Origin of the sequence: Bartonella sp. MM73XJBT (assembly GCF_028618465.1) — a bacterium.
GTDB lineage: Bacteria > Pseudomonadota > Alphaproteobacteria > Rhizobiales > Rhizobiaceae > Bartonella.
Map to the genome: position 1 here is coordinate 1 of NZ_JAQISY010000001.1, position 16,279 is coordinate 16,279.

Annotated in this window: 18 protein-coding genes and 2 pseudogenes; 4 read left to right on the forward strand and 16 right to left on the reverse strand. The window is 33.8% G+C overall.

The features are described from left to right. Window positions 1-141: 141 nt before the first annotated feature. The 5 genes and pseudogenes from PVV69_RS00005 to PVV69_RS00025 all read right to left on the reverse strand — a co-directional run. Window positions 142-423, reverse strand: coding sequence for a type II toxin-antitoxin system YafQ family toxin (locus PVV69_RS00005; protein WP_273755943.1), 282 nt, complete (start codon window positions 421-423; stop codon window positions 142-144). 12 nt (window positions 424-435) lie between these two features. After that, the gene (locus tag PVV69_RS00010; RefSeq protein WP_273721197.1) at window positions 436-711 is read right to left on the reverse strand and encodes a type II toxin-antitoxin system RelB/DinJ family antitoxin; all 276 of its coding nucleotides are present in this window, start codon (window positions 709-711) and stop codon (window positions 436-438) included. A gap of 120 nt (window positions 712-831) precedes the next feature. Further along, on the reverse strand, window positions 832-1,380 hold the full coding sequence (locus tag PVV69_RS00015; RefSeq protein WP_273755945.1) for an antA/AntB antirepressor family protein: 549 nt from the start codon (window positions 1,378-1,380) through the stop codon (window positions 832-834). A 545-nt stretch (window positions 1,381-1,925) separates the two neighbouring features. Further along, on the reverse strand, window positions 1,926-3,083 hold the full coding sequence (locus tag PVV69_RS00020) for a site-specific integrase (protein WP_273755947.1): 1,158 nt from the start codon (window positions 3,081-3,083) through the stop codon (window positions 1,926-1,928). Window positions 3,084-3,348: 265 nt separating this feature from the next. Next, window positions 3,349-3,444: pseudogene (locus tag PVV69_RS00025) on the reverse strand (DNA-binding protein); the annotation flags it as partial. Here PVV69_RS00025 and PVV69_RS00030 point away from each other — a divergent pair. Together PVV69_RS00030 and PVV69_RS00035 are read left to right on the forward strand one after the other, a co-directional pair. After that, window positions 3,438-3,872 (forward strand): hypothetical protein, encoded by a 435-nt coding sequence (locus tag PVV69_RS00030; RefSeq protein ID WP_273755949.1) that lies wholly within the window; start codon window positions 3,438-3,440, stop codon window positions 3,870-3,872. The pseudogene PVV69_RS00025 and the gene PVV69_RS00030 sit on opposite strands and share 7 nt — an antisense overlap. Window positions 3,873-4,160: 288 nt before the next feature. Next, window positions 4,161-4,412, forward strand: a complete 252-nt coding sequence (locus PVV69_RS00035; RefSeq protein ID WP_273755951.1) for a hypothetical protein — start codon at window positions 4,161-4,163, stop codon at window positions 4,410-4,412. Between the two features lie 250 nt (window positions 4,413-4,662). On the opposite strand, the pseudogene PVV69_RS09980 reads toward PVV69_RS00035, so the two are convergent. The 5 genes and pseudogenes from PVV69_RS09980 to PVV69_RS00060 all read right to left on the reverse strand — a co-directional run bounded on the left by PVV69_RS09980 (window position 4,663) and on the right by PVV69_RS00060 (window position 6,918). Beyond that, window positions 4,663-4,891: pseudogene (locus PVV69_RS09980) on the reverse strand (DUF6290 family protein). A gap of 84 nt (window positions 4,892-4,975) precedes the next feature. After that, window positions 4,976-5,308: a type II toxin-antitoxin system PemK/MazF family toxin gene (locus PVV69_RS00045; protein WP_273755953.1), complete on the reverse strand. Its 333-nt coding sequence runs from the start codon at window positions 5,306-5,308 to the stop codon at window positions 4,976-4,978. Further along, window positions 5,308-5,565, reverse strand: a complete 258-nt coding sequence (locus tag PVV69_RS00050; RefSeq protein WP_273755955.1) for an AbrB/MazE/SpoVT family DNA-binding domain-containing protein — start codon at window positions 5,563-5,565, stop codon at window positions 5,308-5,310. Before PVV69_RS00050 ends, PVV69_RS00045 begins: the two co-directional genes overlap by 1 nt. Window positions 5,566-5,659: 94 nt before the next feature. Next, window positions 5,660-6,154 carry a hypothetical protein gene (locus PVV69_RS00055; RefSeq protein WP_273755956.1) on the reverse strand — a complete coding sequence of 165 codons (495 nt, stop codon included), beginning with the start codon at window positions 6,152-6,154 and terminating at the stop codon, window positions 5,660-5,662. A 575-nt stretch (window positions 6,155-6,729) separates the two neighbouring features. Continuing rightward, window positions 6,730-6,918 (reverse strand): helix-turn-helix domain-containing protein, encoded by a 189-nt coding sequence (locus PVV69_RS00060; protein WP_273755958.1) that lies wholly within the window; start codon window positions 6,916-6,918, stop codon window positions 6,730-6,732. Between the two features lie 2,111 nt (window positions 6,919-9,029). On the opposite strand from PVV69_RS00060, the gene PVV69_RS00065 reads away from it, so the two are divergent. Both PVV69_RS00065 and PVV69_RS00070 read left to right on the forward strand, forming a co-directional pair. Further along, window positions 9,030-9,692, forward strand: a complete 663-nt coding sequence (locus PVV69_RS00065; protein WP_273721201.1) for a lysozyme — start codon at window positions 9,030-9,032, stop codon at window positions 9,690-9,692. Continuing rightward, entirely contained in the window at window positions 9,689-9,916 is a 228-nt protein-coding gene (locus PVV69_RS00070) for a hypothetical protein (protein WP_273755959.1), read from the forward strand. The genes PVV69_RS00065 and PVV69_RS00070 overlap by 4 nt, the downstream gene beginning before the upstream one ends. 357 nt (window positions 9,917-10,273) lie before the next feature. Here PVV69_RS00070 and PVV69_RS00080 read toward each other — a convergent pair whose 3' ends face one another. From PVV69_RS00080 to PVV69_RS00105, 6 genes are all read right to left on the reverse strand, one after another. Then, on the reverse strand, window positions 10,274-10,582 hold the full coding sequence (locus PVV69_RS00080; RefSeq protein ID WP_273755962.1) for a hypothetical protein: 309 nt from the start codon (window positions 10,580-10,582) through the stop codon (window positions 10,274-10,276). Window positions 10,583-11,142: 560 nt separating this feature from the next. Then, entirely contained in the window at window positions 11,143-11,697 is a 555-nt protein-coding gene (locus PVV69_RS00085; protein ID WP_273755963.1) for a biotin transporter BioY, read from the reverse strand. Window positions 11,698-11,989: 292 nt separating this feature from the next. Further along, the gene (locus PVV69_RS00090; protein WP_273755964.1) at window positions 11,990-12,544 is read right to left on the reverse strand and encodes a biotin transporter BioY; all 555 of its coding nucleotides are present in this window, start codon (window positions 12,542-12,544) and stop codon (window positions 11,990-11,992) included. Between the two features lie 14 nt (window positions 12,545-12,558). After that, window positions 12,559-13,197 (reverse strand): energy-coupling factor transporter transmembrane protein EcfT, encoded by a 639-nt coding sequence (locus PVV69_RS00095; protein WP_273755965.1) that lies wholly within the window; start codon window positions 13,195-13,197, stop codon window positions 12,559-12,561. Continuing rightward, window positions 13,194-13,874, reverse strand: coding sequence for an energy-coupling factor ABC transporter ATP-binding protein (locus tag PVV69_RS00100; protein WP_273755967.1), 681 nt, complete (start codon window positions 13,872-13,874; stop codon window positions 13,194-13,196). The genes PVV69_RS00095 and PVV69_RS00100 overlap by 4 nt, the downstream gene beginning before the upstream one ends. A 41-nt stretch (window positions 13,875-13,915) precedes the next feature. After that, a complete protein-coding gene (locus tag PVV69_RS00105) occupies window positions 13,916-15,286 on the reverse strand; it encodes an amino acid permease (protein ID WP_275064581.1) in 1,371 nt (456 codons plus the stop codon). Window positions 15,287-16,279 lie beyond the last annotated feature (993 nt).

Below are 16,279 nucleotides of genomic sequence, written 5' to 3' on the forward strand. Positions count from 1 at the left end.
GTGTGAAAATGATGTCGCGTCTGATGAAGTGGATAGTATTTTTTCTTTTTTTGCTTATCCTTGATTTTGCTCGCCTTATGGATGCGATAGATAATATCTTTGCACATATGAAACAGTGGTTTTCAAAACATTGAAAAATTGTCATAAACGCAGTTCAGAATGTGAACCAAGCCTTAAAAGTTCTAATGTTTCATCATCAGGCTTTCGATAGATCAAAACCAAATCTGGTTTGATATGGCAATCACGACAGTTCTGCCATTGACCTGTTAGTGCGTGATCTCTCCACTGTACTTTTAAGGGTTTGTTTTCCGCTAACAATTTGATCACAAGCAGCAAGTCTGTCTCTAATGTATCAGCATATCTCCCCCTACTTTCACGTTTAAGATCACGCCGAAAAGACTTCGTATAAACAATTTCCCGCATAGCTAACCAAGATCACTTTGCAGATTTACATACTTCAGCTTTATCCGCACGAATCATGGCGCGCAAATCATCCAATGACGTACGTTCGACACGTCCCATCTCAGCATCTTCTATAGCCTGCAATGTTTCCGGATTGGGTTGAAAGAGATCAAGTGGCAATGCTTTATCTCTAGCAATTCGGGTCATAAACATACGGACCGCATCTGATACAGTCAAACCCGTGGATTTGATAACTGCACTTGCAACTTCTTGAACTTCATCAGGGATGCGTGCTTGAATTTTACCCATTTGCCTCAATCTCCTATTTATTTGTACTACAGTGCACTACATTTAAGACTCATGTCAAGAGATTTATCTAATAATTCCCTCCCCGCTTTTAAAACGGGGAGATGAACCATACTTTTAAAATTAAGCAGCTTTCACAACAGATCTTGCTAAAACCTGCTTTGCTTCTTTAATGAGGGCTTTATATTTTCTGTTCTCTTCATCCACTCTAAAAGCGTCAACAAGACGGACATGAATAGGACCTAAAAGATACAAAGCTTTTTCACCAGCATTCATACCCTCCCAATAACTTGGTAAATCAAAGCACCGATCAACATCATAATCAGTAGATTGACTTTTTAACTTTTTCTCACACTCAATAAAGTAACGACGAGCCTGCCTACCTTTCTCATTGCGTTCAACCATTGAGAGTTCTTTCGCCATGTCTAAGGTAAGGTGATAATCTATTGCTGTAACAGCTCTAGATTTTGCGCTCCCCAATTTTGGGGACCGCAAATCTTGTGTTTTTATAAAATCACTACCCTCTTCAAATTTATACTGATGAATGCGGTCTTTAATCCAGGTAGAAAAATCTTTCCCTATTTCTAAAAACACGTGTAACTCACGCGCATTAACAGTTTGAACAGTTTCCTGATCAATGATTTGTTCTTTAATCTCTATAAGTGTGTTCATAATGAACTCCTATGTGTTTAAATGTCTTCTATTGACACTCTAGAAGAGCGCCGGGTGCTAGAAAACACGGCACATAGCCCGTCGTTATGCCTTCCCCAAAAGGGTATTGTATAGCATAACCACACCCGACAAAATCATTATATGTGTGTAACGTACAATGAGTCAAAGCCTTTAATGCGCGGAGAAAAGATTGTATCGGCAATCTATCCGCTATGTGTCTAAGGTGTTTTCTAGGCACCTGATTCGAAAATACACATCACGGAAATAATGTCAAGATACTTTCTATAATCTTTTAATACTTTTGCTAATTTTGTTTCTGAATGCCGGGTGCTGAAAAACACGGTCGATAGTCCGTCGTTACGCTTTTCCCAAAAGGGTATTGTATAACGTAACCACACCCGACAAAGTCACTATACGCATTTAACATACAATGAGTCAAAGTCTATAATGTGCGGAGAAAAGATTGTTTCGGCAATCTATCCGCTATCGATTCAAAGTGTTTTTCAGGCACCTTTTTCGACAATAGACACATTGTTATAACTCTGTCAAGTCGCTCCTGTTATAAATGCAGCCCACTGTTCCAAGAGAGCATGTCGCTGTTCTAAAAAATCCGTTCGCATATAAGCTTTTGTCACTGAACTCCCAACGGAATGCGCAAGAACAGTTTCGGCAATCTCAAAAGGCGTTGACGTTGTTTCTGCTATCCAATCCCGTAAACTTGAACGGAAACCATGAGGACGATAAGTAAAACCACAAACTGTCATATATTTTGACATGCTTGCATCAGAAATTGGCTTGCCTGTAAGACCAGAAAAGAGAAAACCTTTTTTCTCAAAAGGGAGAGATCTTTCAATCACTTTCAAAGCTGCATGACTTAATGGCACGCGAAAATCTGAAACTTTTCCCACAATACCTTTCATATTTTCTTTTGGTATTGTCCATATATCTTTATCTATTTGTTCAAGACGCAAATATCGCAATGGATATGACCGTACTCCAGTCAAAATCAGAAGCTTCAGTGCTAAATTTGAAAGAATCTTATCATCTAAATTCTGATAAAAAGTAGGAACTTCTTGCCATGGCATAGCAGGAATATTTGTTGATGTAACACGGAGCTTTCCTAAAAGAGCACGTGCTTTCATACAGGCTTGTAGATCAACATCCAAACCAAGAGCTGCAGCATATTTCAAGCAAATGTTAATACGGTTTAATGCTTTTCTTGCTGTATCTGCTTTTTCATGCCAAAGAGGTGCCAAAACATTGCGAATGATATTTGCTGTTAATTGTTCTATAGGAAAATTCCCTATATGTGGAACAACATGCAATTCTAGTGGAGAAAACCAACGCCCATTTTTGCCTTCATTTTTTAACTCAGCTTTTTTACTTTCAAAAGCTGCTTTTGCAATCTCACTTAATATGTTGCTTTGCTGTTTTAAGACGGTCTGTTCCCGAAAGACAATAGGATCATTGCCTTCTCTAAGAATTTCACTATAATATCTCGCAAGCTCACGCGCTTCTTTTAAAGAGAGTTTCGTAACAGGACCAAGTCCCATTTCACGGCGCTTATTGTGGTGCGTATACCGAAAAAACCAAGAGCGTGTATTGTCTTTTCGAACATTCAACCATAGCCCTGCCCCATCACAATATTTTCCTTGTGGAGAGGACTTTACAAGTAATGCTGATAACCGATGAATTGCCCTCACTTAATTTCCCTTTTCGTCCACCTTTTAGACCACCTTTAATTTTTGATTTGAGATTTTTTCTTTAATTCTTAATTTTTTTATCGGAACATAAAAAACTATACACATCAATACGCTCTTACACATATTTATATACTTTGAATCTTGTTGATAAACCCCCGCCTGCCGCGTCTGGGCACCACTTTTTGTTTTTAGCACATTGAAATATATAGATTTTCTCTTTAATTATCTGTTTTTAGACCACCTATTGTGGTTTATACAATTTTACCTAATTTGTTGTTATTTGCTCCGTATTTTTCTCCGGAGTAAAGGCTAAGATCTCTTTCTTTCTCCACCTCACTGCTCTACCCAGCTTGTATGGCTTTTAGGAACTATTTAAGAATAAATGCCTATGAAGAACAATTCGAGTTACTTCAGGAACAGAAAAATCGAGAAATAGAAATGTACAAAGAACAAATTACGAAATGGGATAGAAGTCTTTTAAAGAAGGCTCAAAAAATATCGCAAAAATGGATTAAAAAATGGAATACAGAAATTAGACTGTGGGAAAGGGATATACTAAGAATAAAACATCCAATAATGATAGCTGAAGATTGTAAATACTACCATCCCATCATAAAAGATATCTGTACTCAAGAATATAAAGAAATATTGTTTCTCTATGAGAAAGCTCTAGAAACAGAGCTTACTCCTGAGTACAACGAAAAAATCAACGCTTTAATGATGCACACCCATCCTATTTTTAAGAAAACTTATCTAAAAGCAATACGACTAATGAAAAAAATGGGATAATTGTTGAAAAGTTCATAGATCCACTCACAGAAAAAACATGTCATAAACCTACAATGTTGTTGTTGCATTGGTGGCTATATGTAGTTGATGATATGATCGCGTCTCTGTATGAACAAAAACAAGAAGACAAATCTAAAGGAGTATATAAAGAGCTAGCATCTATGGAAATCTACTGGCGTGATATATCTAAAAATACAGAATATGAAGAGATAGAAAAGATACTAGAATTCCCATACCATCTGGTCCCTAAATACGAATTCCTTTTAATTTGTAAAAAGGAACTTTTTAGTGTTATTGAATAACATTTCCGATATTTATAAAGCAGCAAGAAAAAAGTTTATTTATTATAAGAGTCTTCTTGAAGCTGTTACAGAAGGATATATTGCTTTAGATGAGGATTGCTCTACCGACGAGGTGGAGAGGAAACTAAATAAGTACAAAGAAAAAGATAATCTACAAAATTCTGAAGATATTCCAACATTTGAGAAGGCTTATCAACTAGGAGCAATAAATCAATGCTGTGATAGGTTAAGCTATTAGAATACACTTATAGGACAGACAAGAGAAGCTAAAAGTAATCTTCAGTGCTGAAAAAATGAAGACATTAAAAGACGCTTTCAATGGAGAATGCAAACAGTTTAATATTGAAATGCAAGAGGCGATTTTCAAAAATAAATATTTTAATTTCGACAAATCTTACGGACACTTGATACAGTATCTGTTATGATATCTAAGGATTTGTAAATTTTTCTAAAAAACATTTAACAAACTTTTTCTTAGTTCCTCATCTTTAATCGTCCAAGCCAAGTTCTTTCCTGACCTCTTCAGAGCTATAAAAAGGTGCCTCTCCTCTTTGAACACGCTCTCTGACTTGTGAAGCTAAATAATAATCCTCTGCTTCCTCTATTCCACGTTCAATAATTTCACGCAAATAAAAAAGACTTTGTACGTCCTGTCTTAGCAGCTAAATTATTCAAACGTGTTTCAAGATTACTTAGCAAACGAATAGATGTTGTCATAAGGCAATCCTCATATTTGTATTCACTGTAATACAAAGACAACGTACTGTACAGAAAAACGTTTCACGCCATGCCGCAAAAAAACTACGTGAGAAATGTTGCTAGCTTAGCAAGGACTTCGTTCATAACCATGGGGGGAACTGTTTCCATTTTCTTACCCTGACGCGCTCCAATATCAAGAGCACATGGCTGGTCACAACGTATCACGCCTGTTGTATGCAATCCTACTCCCATTAATGAGACAGCAAAACCTGCTGTTCTAACAAAATGTCCTTCGCTTGTAATAGGTAAGACAATGGGTGTTTTCGTTACACGATTAAACGCTTCCGGTGATACAATCAGTACAGGACGCGTCCCTTTTTGCTCATAGCCTGAAGTTGGATCAAGAGATACAAGCCAAATTTCGCCCCACTTCATCACAAGAGCTCTCTACCAACAGGCTTAGCATCCAACCATTCCATATCCTCATCTGCAAAATCATCTGAAGGATTACATTGGGCTAATAATTCATCAAGAGTGTAACTTGGAAATGTTTGTGGCTTCACAATCAATTGTCCATTATCAACAGCCAAACCTACTTGTGTGTTTTCAGTAAGATGGAGAACATCAAGCAAGGCAGGTGGTATAGAAAGCATCACTGACCCTCCAACTTTACGTAATTTTGTTGTATGCATAAAACACCCTCTCTAAAATGTTATATAATAATATAACATCTTAAAAACTATTTCAAGAGCTTTTGATGCTTTTATAAAAATACTCGTAAAACATTTACCATTTATTTTTTGGGTCAAAATATTTCTGGAGATCATTCAGAGCAATTCGCAAAGAATTCACAAGATGTGGCAATGTTTGATCTTCTACAACAAGATATTGTAAAGCAGCATGAAGGTTATACTGTCTATAGAGATGTTGTGTTTCTTTTATCGCCTCTTGCATATTAGAAAACTGTTCTGTTGCAAATTCAACCCATTTTTCTCTTGCTTTGTCATCAGAAGATGAGGGCATTTCATCATACACAGCGCTTGGCAAACCTTTTGCACACGAATAGTCATTTTTTACTTCAAGATATTTTTGTGCAGCATCATACTGATCTTGAGTAAGCACCCCTTGTAAACATAACCGCCCAATATAAGTACTAGAAAGCGGATTTTTAGCCTCTTGTAAGCTTAAACAGAAGCGCTTTGCACGCATTTCTATTGCCAATTGATTAACAGGATCTTGACGTACTTTTACTTGTGAAATGTCAGCATCTTTCTTTCTCATACATCCCCTCATCTATGGAAACTCACATTTTTTCTTTTTGCTATTTAAATCAAAATGGCATGCTATAATAAGGAGACAACGTGTTGATTTATAGTGCAATTTTTTTACCAATTTCTATAGAAGATAAAAACGCTATCGATACACTTAACTTCTCAACCATATCATAATTAAGTATTTTAAGTGATCAATGTAAAGTTATCACAAGATTTTGCCAAATGATATATATCTAAAATCTTGTTGAATAAACATCGAGAACATCTCCCCACTCCATTGCTGGTAAGTGTTGCGTTTTTCAGCACTGTTTGTCTGATAATGGCAGCATTATCTTGCATAAAATATATAAAATCAATACGTTGTATATTTTTGTTTTATTTAAATTCGTATCAGAAACCATACTTTAATATATGCTTTAATTGTCCATTTTTTTATAAAAGTTGCCACGTATGAACAAAATATCTACCATCCATAATAGTTTATAATATTTTTTATCACAACTTCAGATAATTAATATTGAACACAATCGTTTGAAATTACTAATAACAATAAATTGCATAGATTTATTGCATATTTTAAGTTCATTTAGATTTTGTTTCAATTGTTGTAATAAATTTGCAATTTGCGTATAAGGGAACTTGAAGTTGCTGTCCTTGTTTATATTGCTCATTTTGCCATGCTAAAGCTCGATTATACACCACACGAGTAAGTCCACAAAATTGGTTTAATTTTAAAGCTGAATGTTTTGAATTTAATGATGAAAGTGTCACATTCATCACCTTACAAATTATTCACTAACAATCATGGTATCTACATCAGTAGCTTTTAGAAATACATTCTAATGAAATGCTCAAGCAGAAAAATGCTCTTCACCCAAAAAATTATGGAGTAGCGCGTCTTACTCAATCATTCTACCTTTCTGAGCATCCCTCCCCTTTTGATCATTCGTCAATATATTCAACAATGGAAAACACTTCATGCATGAAGTTTTACATGCCTTATATTACCATTCTTAAATGAAGGTGTTTTACGTTACAACAAGATAAAAAGCACCGTACAGAGCGATTGGATAGTTTTATTACCACATGAGGAATTAAATTCGCTCTGTATAGCCAAATATAAGGTAAATAAACCTCATTGATAAAATTAAGGATATAAGTATCAGAATTTTAAAATATTTATTTTTAAAAAATTGTAAATAACTAATGCAAAAAGATTGATTACAACAGCGATAAAACATACTATATGGGGAGGTAGCAAAGCATTTTTATCACCTTTATAAATCCCCTAAAGCTTTAGAGAGTACAAAGAATGCAATGAAAATCAATATCATGACCTATCGGAGATATGCTGATTTAGTGTTAAAATACAATTGAAAGCATAGAATTACAGGAAGAATATCTTGAAAACTGTTATAAATTATGAATCGTCCATAAATGATAGCGATAGAAAAATCAAAGAAATATTTGAAGATATTAGATATAATAACGGCATTATGAATCATTATAAAATCAAATGATTATAAAACATCTTAAATACATAGAAGATGGATTATCAAAACAATCTCTTTTCGCTGTATATAACAAACTCGAAGGAGGACGTATGAACAGTTCACTTTTATTTATTTGTTTTGAAGATAAAAACTGAAAATCGTATATTATAGCTTCTTCCAATGGCTCTGAAATACTCTTCTTTAACATTTTGGTCGCACTTGATGATAAAATTTCCAAGTTTGGTGAATAAATACTCAATTTCTTTTTTAGAAACTCCAGGTTTGGTACATTTTGAATAAGTTATCTTCATCTCAGTTGATACCATGAATTTTGATGTCTTGCTATCAGAACATGTAGATGGATAAATTATATCTATTATGTTTTTTATTTTGGTAAATTGGCTTATAGAGATCTTTCTTTAAAAAACTTCTTGATGAATTTATCTTTTTTGAGGCAATTGAGACAATTAGAGAGCAAAATAAAGAATTATAAAATTAATTGTAGATTTTCTGATTCAAATCTGTATAATACATTATGTATTTAGATGTAGGATCTTAAGCCGCATTTGTAAATACATAATGTTTAATTATAATATCTTTTTGCGCTTTTATGGTAGCTTTTTCGATATAAGTAGCAAATATTGTAATTCTTCAGGAGTCGCTGTCTTTATTGTGTTGATTGTTGTTATTCTTGCCTTTTCTTAGGTGTATTCTTGTTTTCCTGAGCAAGTTGAAAGCTTTTCAAATAAAGTTGCTCTAGGACAACAGTGATGGGGTAAATTGAAAGAATTTATTATCTAAATTTTTTAAGATTCATAGGTGATTTTTATGAAAATTCTCATATTACAATTGGATAGAGCTTTATTCTGAACGTTGATGGAAATGTGATATAAATTGGTAAGAAGGATGATGTAAGAATTCTTCCTCAGAGCAATAGTGTGAGTTGATAAAACAAGTATTGGATAAACAAATATTAATGTATACTACTAGTTGTTTATTTTTTTTGTATTATTTTATGTGTTACCGCAAACGACTTTTTAAAGAAGAAAGGAACATTTAGGATAAAACTACCTATAGAATTTATAGGGTAAACCATATTGGTGATGAGTTGTAAAAAATATTGAAAGAATTCTCTCTTATTGCAGATTGCATTGAGTTGGAATTGTTGCTTTTTTAAGTCGAAAGGAAACTGCCTGTTACAGAATAGATAGTAATTAACGTGTTCTTTTTTCTTATGAATAAAATGATATAGATCTTAAACATTTTTAGCACAGAGTTATTATAGCTCTACCAGACTATTTCACTGTTCTATTCTTTAAAATAGGCAGATGTGAATTTGAATTTTATTCATGCCCTGCTTTGTGTAGGTTTTTTTATGGAATAGGGATAATGCGAAAAATATCAAAAGAAGGGTTGGCACTAATTAAGAAATGGGAAGGTTTGCGTTTAAGCGCCTACGAAGATTTAGTTGGTGTGTGGGCAATTGGTTATGGACATACAAGCGCTGTTGGTACGCCACATGTTCATAAAGATATGCGGATTACGGAAGCAGAAGCGGAGAAGATTCTTTGTCAAGACTTACAAAAATTTGAATATGTTGTTGAACAAACTATTACTGTTCCTTTAAACGATGAGCAGTTTGCCGCACTTGTATCATTTTCTTATAATGTTGGAACAGAAGCTTTTCGTAACTCTACACTTGTAAAAAAGCTTAATAGAGGAAATTATGAAGCTGTGCCAACTGAATTACAAAAATGGACGAGAGTAGGAGGAAAGCGTCTTCGAGGTCTTGTTAATCGTCGAGCTGCTGAGGCAGGATTATGGGCTCAGGGCTCATATGTATCTCCAAATTATCAAATAGTAGAATCACAAGGTGTAACAGGTATCTGCAAAGTAGAAGCTATTGCACCAATTATAGGTTCTCTTTCAGGACTTGGAGGGCTTTTTGCGGGTAATGGTCCTGTTCAATGGGCGTTAGCGGGTATTATGGTTTTGGCGGCTTGTACGGCCATGATATATATCGCTAAACGTTTTCTGGAGTACCGCCTATGATCTTATGGATAAAAAAATACCTAACCATAACAATAGCAATTTTAACGGCTTTTTTTATTGCTTTAGCAAGGGCTTTTTTCCTTGGAAAAAAAGCTGAGCAGCAAAAACAAACAAAGAAAGCTTGCAAGATGGCAACAACACGGCTTGAGGTAGAAAATGAAGTTAATCAGAAAAGTGATGCTGATGTGCGTAATAAGCTTTCTGACTGGTTGCGCAACGAATAAACAAACTTCTTGTATGGGATGGCTGCCCATCTATTTGAATCGGCAAGATATTAGTGTAATTAGCCTAAATTTGGCAAAAGATATTCTAAAGCATAATAAACAAGGTGAACGTTTATGTGGTTGGAAACGTGGACAGAAAACAAAATAATAAGAATACAGAACATACCCCATCAGAAAAACAATTTCTTCATGAGATGATTCATAATTTCCAAAATATGAAAACACAATCTTTGATCTCTCATTTCGATAATAAAGCTGATTTTTTTTGAAAAAAAATTGAAATATTTTTAAAAGCACAATTCATAATTTTACTGTAGAGATTGAGCTAAAATAATACATAGCTGCTCTCTGTATACTCTACCAATTGAATATAGAGAATATAGAAGCGTATAAATATGCTCCTAAGGAAGTATATAGACGTTTTATTTTATGAAATAATGGCGCTACACTTTTCCAAAAAACATCATGATTAGCAGGATGAGTAGTTATAATAATTTTATTTAATAAAGAATCAACTTGATCCTCAAGAAATACATTTTTTTCCAAAACAGCAGAAGTAACAATAACAGATGCTTCTCTTGGAAAAGATGTACGCTCAGACGCTTTTACGACAGATGAAAATGCTAAAATAATAACAGATACATAAAAATAATATCTTATATTCATATTTTATACCTTATTCTCTTTAATAAAAATCCATAATGAATATAATACTGTTTTTATGTATATAATTCAAGCAATATAACAACAAAAAGAATAAAAATATTTTATAAATTAATTTAGCTAACTAATTATTAGCTATTTTATTTTTAGAAATAGATATTCAACAACTCACATATTAGTAAAAATAAATTTGATAAATTTTAATTTATAATTCTATACTGATATAATAACTTACTTTTATAATAATAAAAATCTTTAAAATTTGTGTTCAATAAAACATTTGATTTTTAAAGTAATTTAATTTCAAATAAATAAAAATAGCCTATGGTATTTATAAACTTTTTTTGTAATTTTTATATTTCTTAAATAATAATCTATTGCATATTCTATATGCACTTCTTTTTAGATAAGCCCTTAAGAACTTGTACAATAAAACCATTTCCCCCCTATTATATTATTCTTTTATTACAACACACGAGAATAAGAGAAGAGGTCTTTATCGTATTTTTCCTTTTTGTTTTCATATGAACTGCGGTACAATATCTCAATTTAAAATAGAGCTACTACTTTTCCTTTGAGGCAATGAGAGGGATAGATTTTTTAATCGCAAGCGCAACGAAAGACGCAATCAGCACTTTTATAAAAGCACCAATTAAGAAACCTAATGAACTTATTAAAACTGTTAGCAAAGAAGCCTGTGTCATATAAGCCACCCACGGTATTCCAAAAGAATAGACAATTCCAATACCACCCACCATATTTATCAAAAATAATATTATAAAGTTTAACCGTTTCCAAAATAACTCAACCATAAAGCCAATAAAAAATGCCGCAAATGGAAAACTGATTAAATAGCCACTGGTGATACCTAAAAACACACTGATTCCACCACGCCCTCCTGGCAATAGAGGTAATCCAATTGCAATAAGAACAAGGAAAAGAAGCGATGCTAGAGCTCCTCTTTTTGCTCCAAGTATAGATCCTGCTAACATCGGAGCCATAGACTGCGCTGTAATAGGTACCCCCAGCAAAAAAGGCAGATGAATAGGTGGAAAAAGACTTAAAACAGCGTAAATAGCAGCAAATAGAGCAATATAGGTTAGATCTTTTGTATTCACTAAATCATTCCTTCATTATGAAATAATCTTTAGTTATTGTTATCAATGATCAACAACAACATCCTGAGTTAAGAATATATTTTTACAGCATGAGAAATATATCAAGATAATTTAAATATAATTAATAATATAAATTATATAATATAATAAAATAACAAAATCAATGTTTTTTTTGATGCATTAATAAAATATTATAAACAAATTTTATTATACAATAAGACTATTATTACTTATATAATATTATATATTATCAATAATCTTTCCTATATTTTAAATATATCCAAAATAAAAACTACTCTTTCCTTTTATAAATGAGAGGAACAGATTTTTTAATTGCAAGTGCAACAAAGGATGCAATCAATACTTTTAAACTATCTCCTATCAAAAAACCCGATGACGCTATTAAAGCCTTTAGTAGAGAGATCTTAGTCATATATGCTGTCCATGGAACACCAAAAGCATAGACAACTCCTATACCACCTACAGCATTTATCACAAATAATGTTATAAGATTTAACCGTTGCCAAAACAATTCAACCATTAAACCAATAAAAAAAGCAGCAAATGGAAAACCTATCAGATAACCACTAGCAATTCCTGTAAAGACACTGATTCCACCACGACCACCAGGCAATAGAGGTAATCCAATCGCAACAAGGACAAGAAAAAGAAGTGACGCTAAAGCCCCCCTTTTTGCTCCAAGTATAGATCCTGCTAACATTGGTCCCATCGACTGAGCTGTAATAGGTACCCCCAGCAAAAAAGGAAGATGGATAGGTGGGAAAAGACCCAAAACAGCGTAAATAGCAGCAAATAAAGCAATATAGGCTAAGTCTTTAGTATTCATTTATTATCCTTTCATTATGAAAAGCTTTGATTATTATTAGATACTTTATCAATAGTATCAGTATCATAAGAACGCGCTTCCAATGCTTCCGCTACTTCTGAAGCCATTCTTATGGTTCGTATAATTAAAGGTATTGCAAGAGCGACAATATTCGTATTCAGTCCACGTGCTTGCTGTGCTTCACGCACTTCATTAAACTTTTCCCTCAAAAGAGGAATAAAGCGGATAGCCATAGAGATAACCATACTTACTTTTGATGGATTTATACCAAAATACCGAAATGGCTGAAGCCCTGCTTCAATTGAAGCCACCATATCTGAAACTTTTGTTGTAAATGAAATAAGTGATGATAAAGAAAAAAGAATAATAAGGCGTAATATGACCTCGCCCCCTGTAAGCAGACTACTAAAAAGAGTCTGAAATGCAAAGAGAAGAACTAAAAGTAATCCTATCGATTTAAACTGCTTTATCACAGTACGAAAAGGGATCTTGGCGATTCTATAGAATAAGACTACAAGTAATAAAAATAGCCCAAGAAGCGGTGTGGATGAAACCATTATTATAGTGGTTCCACACACCGTAAGAAATAATAGTTTAACCCACGGACTAAGCCTATGAATAAAGGTACCCCTTGGAATATATAAACCGATCATGACATTCTTCTTATATACTCCTTGATAGCAACAAAAGGTACATCATCAATTGCTATCTCCCCTCTCTCAAAAACAAGCACTCTATCAAATTTTTTGAGAAATTCCAAGTCATGTGATACAACAATCGCTGTTTGTGATAACTCTTCTATAACCTGTGTAACACGGCGCTTATTTCGCAAATCAAGTAATGTTGTTGGCTCATCAAAAACAATATAGTCTGGTTTCATTGCTACTACACTGGAAATGGCAACAAGTTGTTTTTGTCCACCGCTTAATAAATGAACTGGGTGATCTCTAAAAGCTTGAAGATCATAGCGCTGTAAAATTTCATCTATACGCTTTTTAATTTCATCTTTACTCAGTTTTAGATTTTTGAGACCAAAAGATAAATCTTCTTCCACTAATGGTAAAACAATTTGATTATCAGGATTTTGAAAAACAAATCCTACTTTACGCTTTACCGCCTTTGCATCGCGCTTTGTATCAAGCCCATCAACGCTTACAGAACCATGCGACGGTAATTGTAACCCATTGATAAGACGAACAAATGTACTTTTTCCAGAACCATTCGCACCAATAACGGCTATTCGTCTTTCGGTAAGCTCTATAGAAATACCCCTTAAAACACACAAATCACCAAAGACTTGTGTCACCTTATCAAACTTTATAATCCCCAAGATTTATTCCAATCAATCCCTTTATATTACCTATTCTACCGTTAACGCTTAAGTTTATAGCCTAAAAATAAAAATAAACACCATATAGGAATAATAATAACTGCCAAACTCATATCAGGCATCTGTACAGGGATATATGTTTCAAGAGAAGATAGTCTTATTCCCATCATATCAAAAAGTTGAGCCATTAACCCATTTTTCCCAAAGCCACTGACAAACATAATAAAAAACAATAAAGCAAGAAAGCAAAGGCAAAAATAGTTTGCATATGGATAAAAACCAAATGCATAAATAAAATTCTCTTTTCTGTTCTTATGTGCCTTTCGAAATTTTAAATGAACAACAATAATAATAGCCCAAGTAATAACCGCAGCTGCAGTCGCAAGAGCCATAATCCGCATAAAACTATTATCAGGGACAAGAGCATTAACAACAACGATTATCGCCGTACAGAACGACGAAAACAGGATCGCAATATAAGGAACACGAGCAGTACTTAATTTACTGAAAATATCTGGTGCATTCTTTTGTATAGCTAAGCTATAAAGCATACGGCCATTAGAATAAATACCACTATTGTAAACAGAAATAGCAGCCATAATGACCACAAAATTTAAAATATGACCAGCCGCAGGAATTCCTACAATTTCAAAAATTGTAACAAAAGGACTACCGTTTTTTCCAATCATATTCCACGGACTGATGATCATAATAACGCTGATAGAACCAATATAAAAAATTATAATCCTCCACATAACTTGACGAATAGCTGCTGGAATTATTTTTTGTGGATTGGATGCCTCTCCAGCTGCAATACCAATAAGCTCTGTCCCTCCAAAAGAAAACATTACTACAGAAATCGCTAAAACAACCCCTATCGCTCCATAAGGAAAAAAACCGCCATGATCCCAAAGATAATGAATTCTTGCTTGATTTTCACCTATTCCAGTGACAATGAGAAAAAGCCCCAAAATAATCATCCCAATAACAGCAGCAACTTTGATCAAAGCACAACCAAATTCAAATTCTCCATAAAAACGAACATTAAACAAATTTACGCATGTAACGAATAAAAGAACAATGAGAGATGACTTCCAATGATCAATCAAAATCCAATGATCGAGGTAAAACCCGATCACCGTAAGTTCAGCCATGCTTACAAGAATATAAAGAAACCAATAATTCCAACCTGTTATGAAACCTGCTAACCTCCCCCAATATTTATAAGCAAAGAAACTAAAAGCACCCGATGCTGGTTCTTCTACTGACATTTCACCAAGCATGCGCATAATAAAATATATAACACCCCCCCCAATAAGATAGGCCAAAATAGCTGAAGGACCAGCTAATTGAATTGCCTCTGTTGATCCATAAAAAAGCCCTGTCCCAATAACACCACCCAAAGCAATCATTTGAATGTGGCGATTTTGAAGGTTACGCTTCAATTCACTATTCGCATCATTACACACTATTCCTCCCTTTCCCCTTGATATGGATTTTAACCTTTATACAAGAAGCTAAAAATATCTTTAATCTTTTTCTTAACAGAAAGTATAATTTCACTTCCTCATCATAATGCAACTTCTTTTTTTTTTGTGCATTATACGATTGTTCCATTAAAGTTTTAGGAAAAACATGCTTCGCCCTTTACTTAAATTCATGGCTTTCATTTTCGTTACACTAACAATTGTAGTATTTGTCATTGATAGCGTAAACTCCATGAGCTCATCACATTGGACGATCACTCCCTTAAATAAAATATTAGCAAATCTTCTGCAAACAGATATCTATGGACTTAACCAGTCTATCAATAAGACCATACCAACTTCCCTGTCCTCAGTTTGTATTACTCTCACTTATTTACCAGTATGGTCTATCTTTGGTACTTTCGCAATAGCACTTTGTATCCTGAATCACGAAAAACCAAAACCTTTTCACAAAATATTGTACACTTAAAAGCGAAATATATTTGATGTTAATATGAAAAAGATTCTTCTAAAATCTATTGTGTCATACGTAATCAGTACACTTTGAAAAGACTTCATTCTGTCAAATAACGGCTATTTTGACAATAGAAATAGGTTATAAATGCCTTATTATAAACATGTGCATTCACTTAATCGGGGCATATCCCTCACGTAAAACAGAAAGCCATTGAGTTATATATTCACGAGCTTGTTTAAAGAGATATTTCGCGACACTCCCAAGCCTATTTCACAGTGCCACCTATGGATGTTATAACGTAAAGGCCATTGAGCACTATCATCTTTACGCTTATGAACGAGCAAAGCCTACATCATCATACTATTTGCCAACTCTCAATATTGCGACAGCCCTTAGCACCTAGAACAGTTCATAAATGGCATCTTTAATCCTATTTCTTATACAATTTTACCCGCACGCCA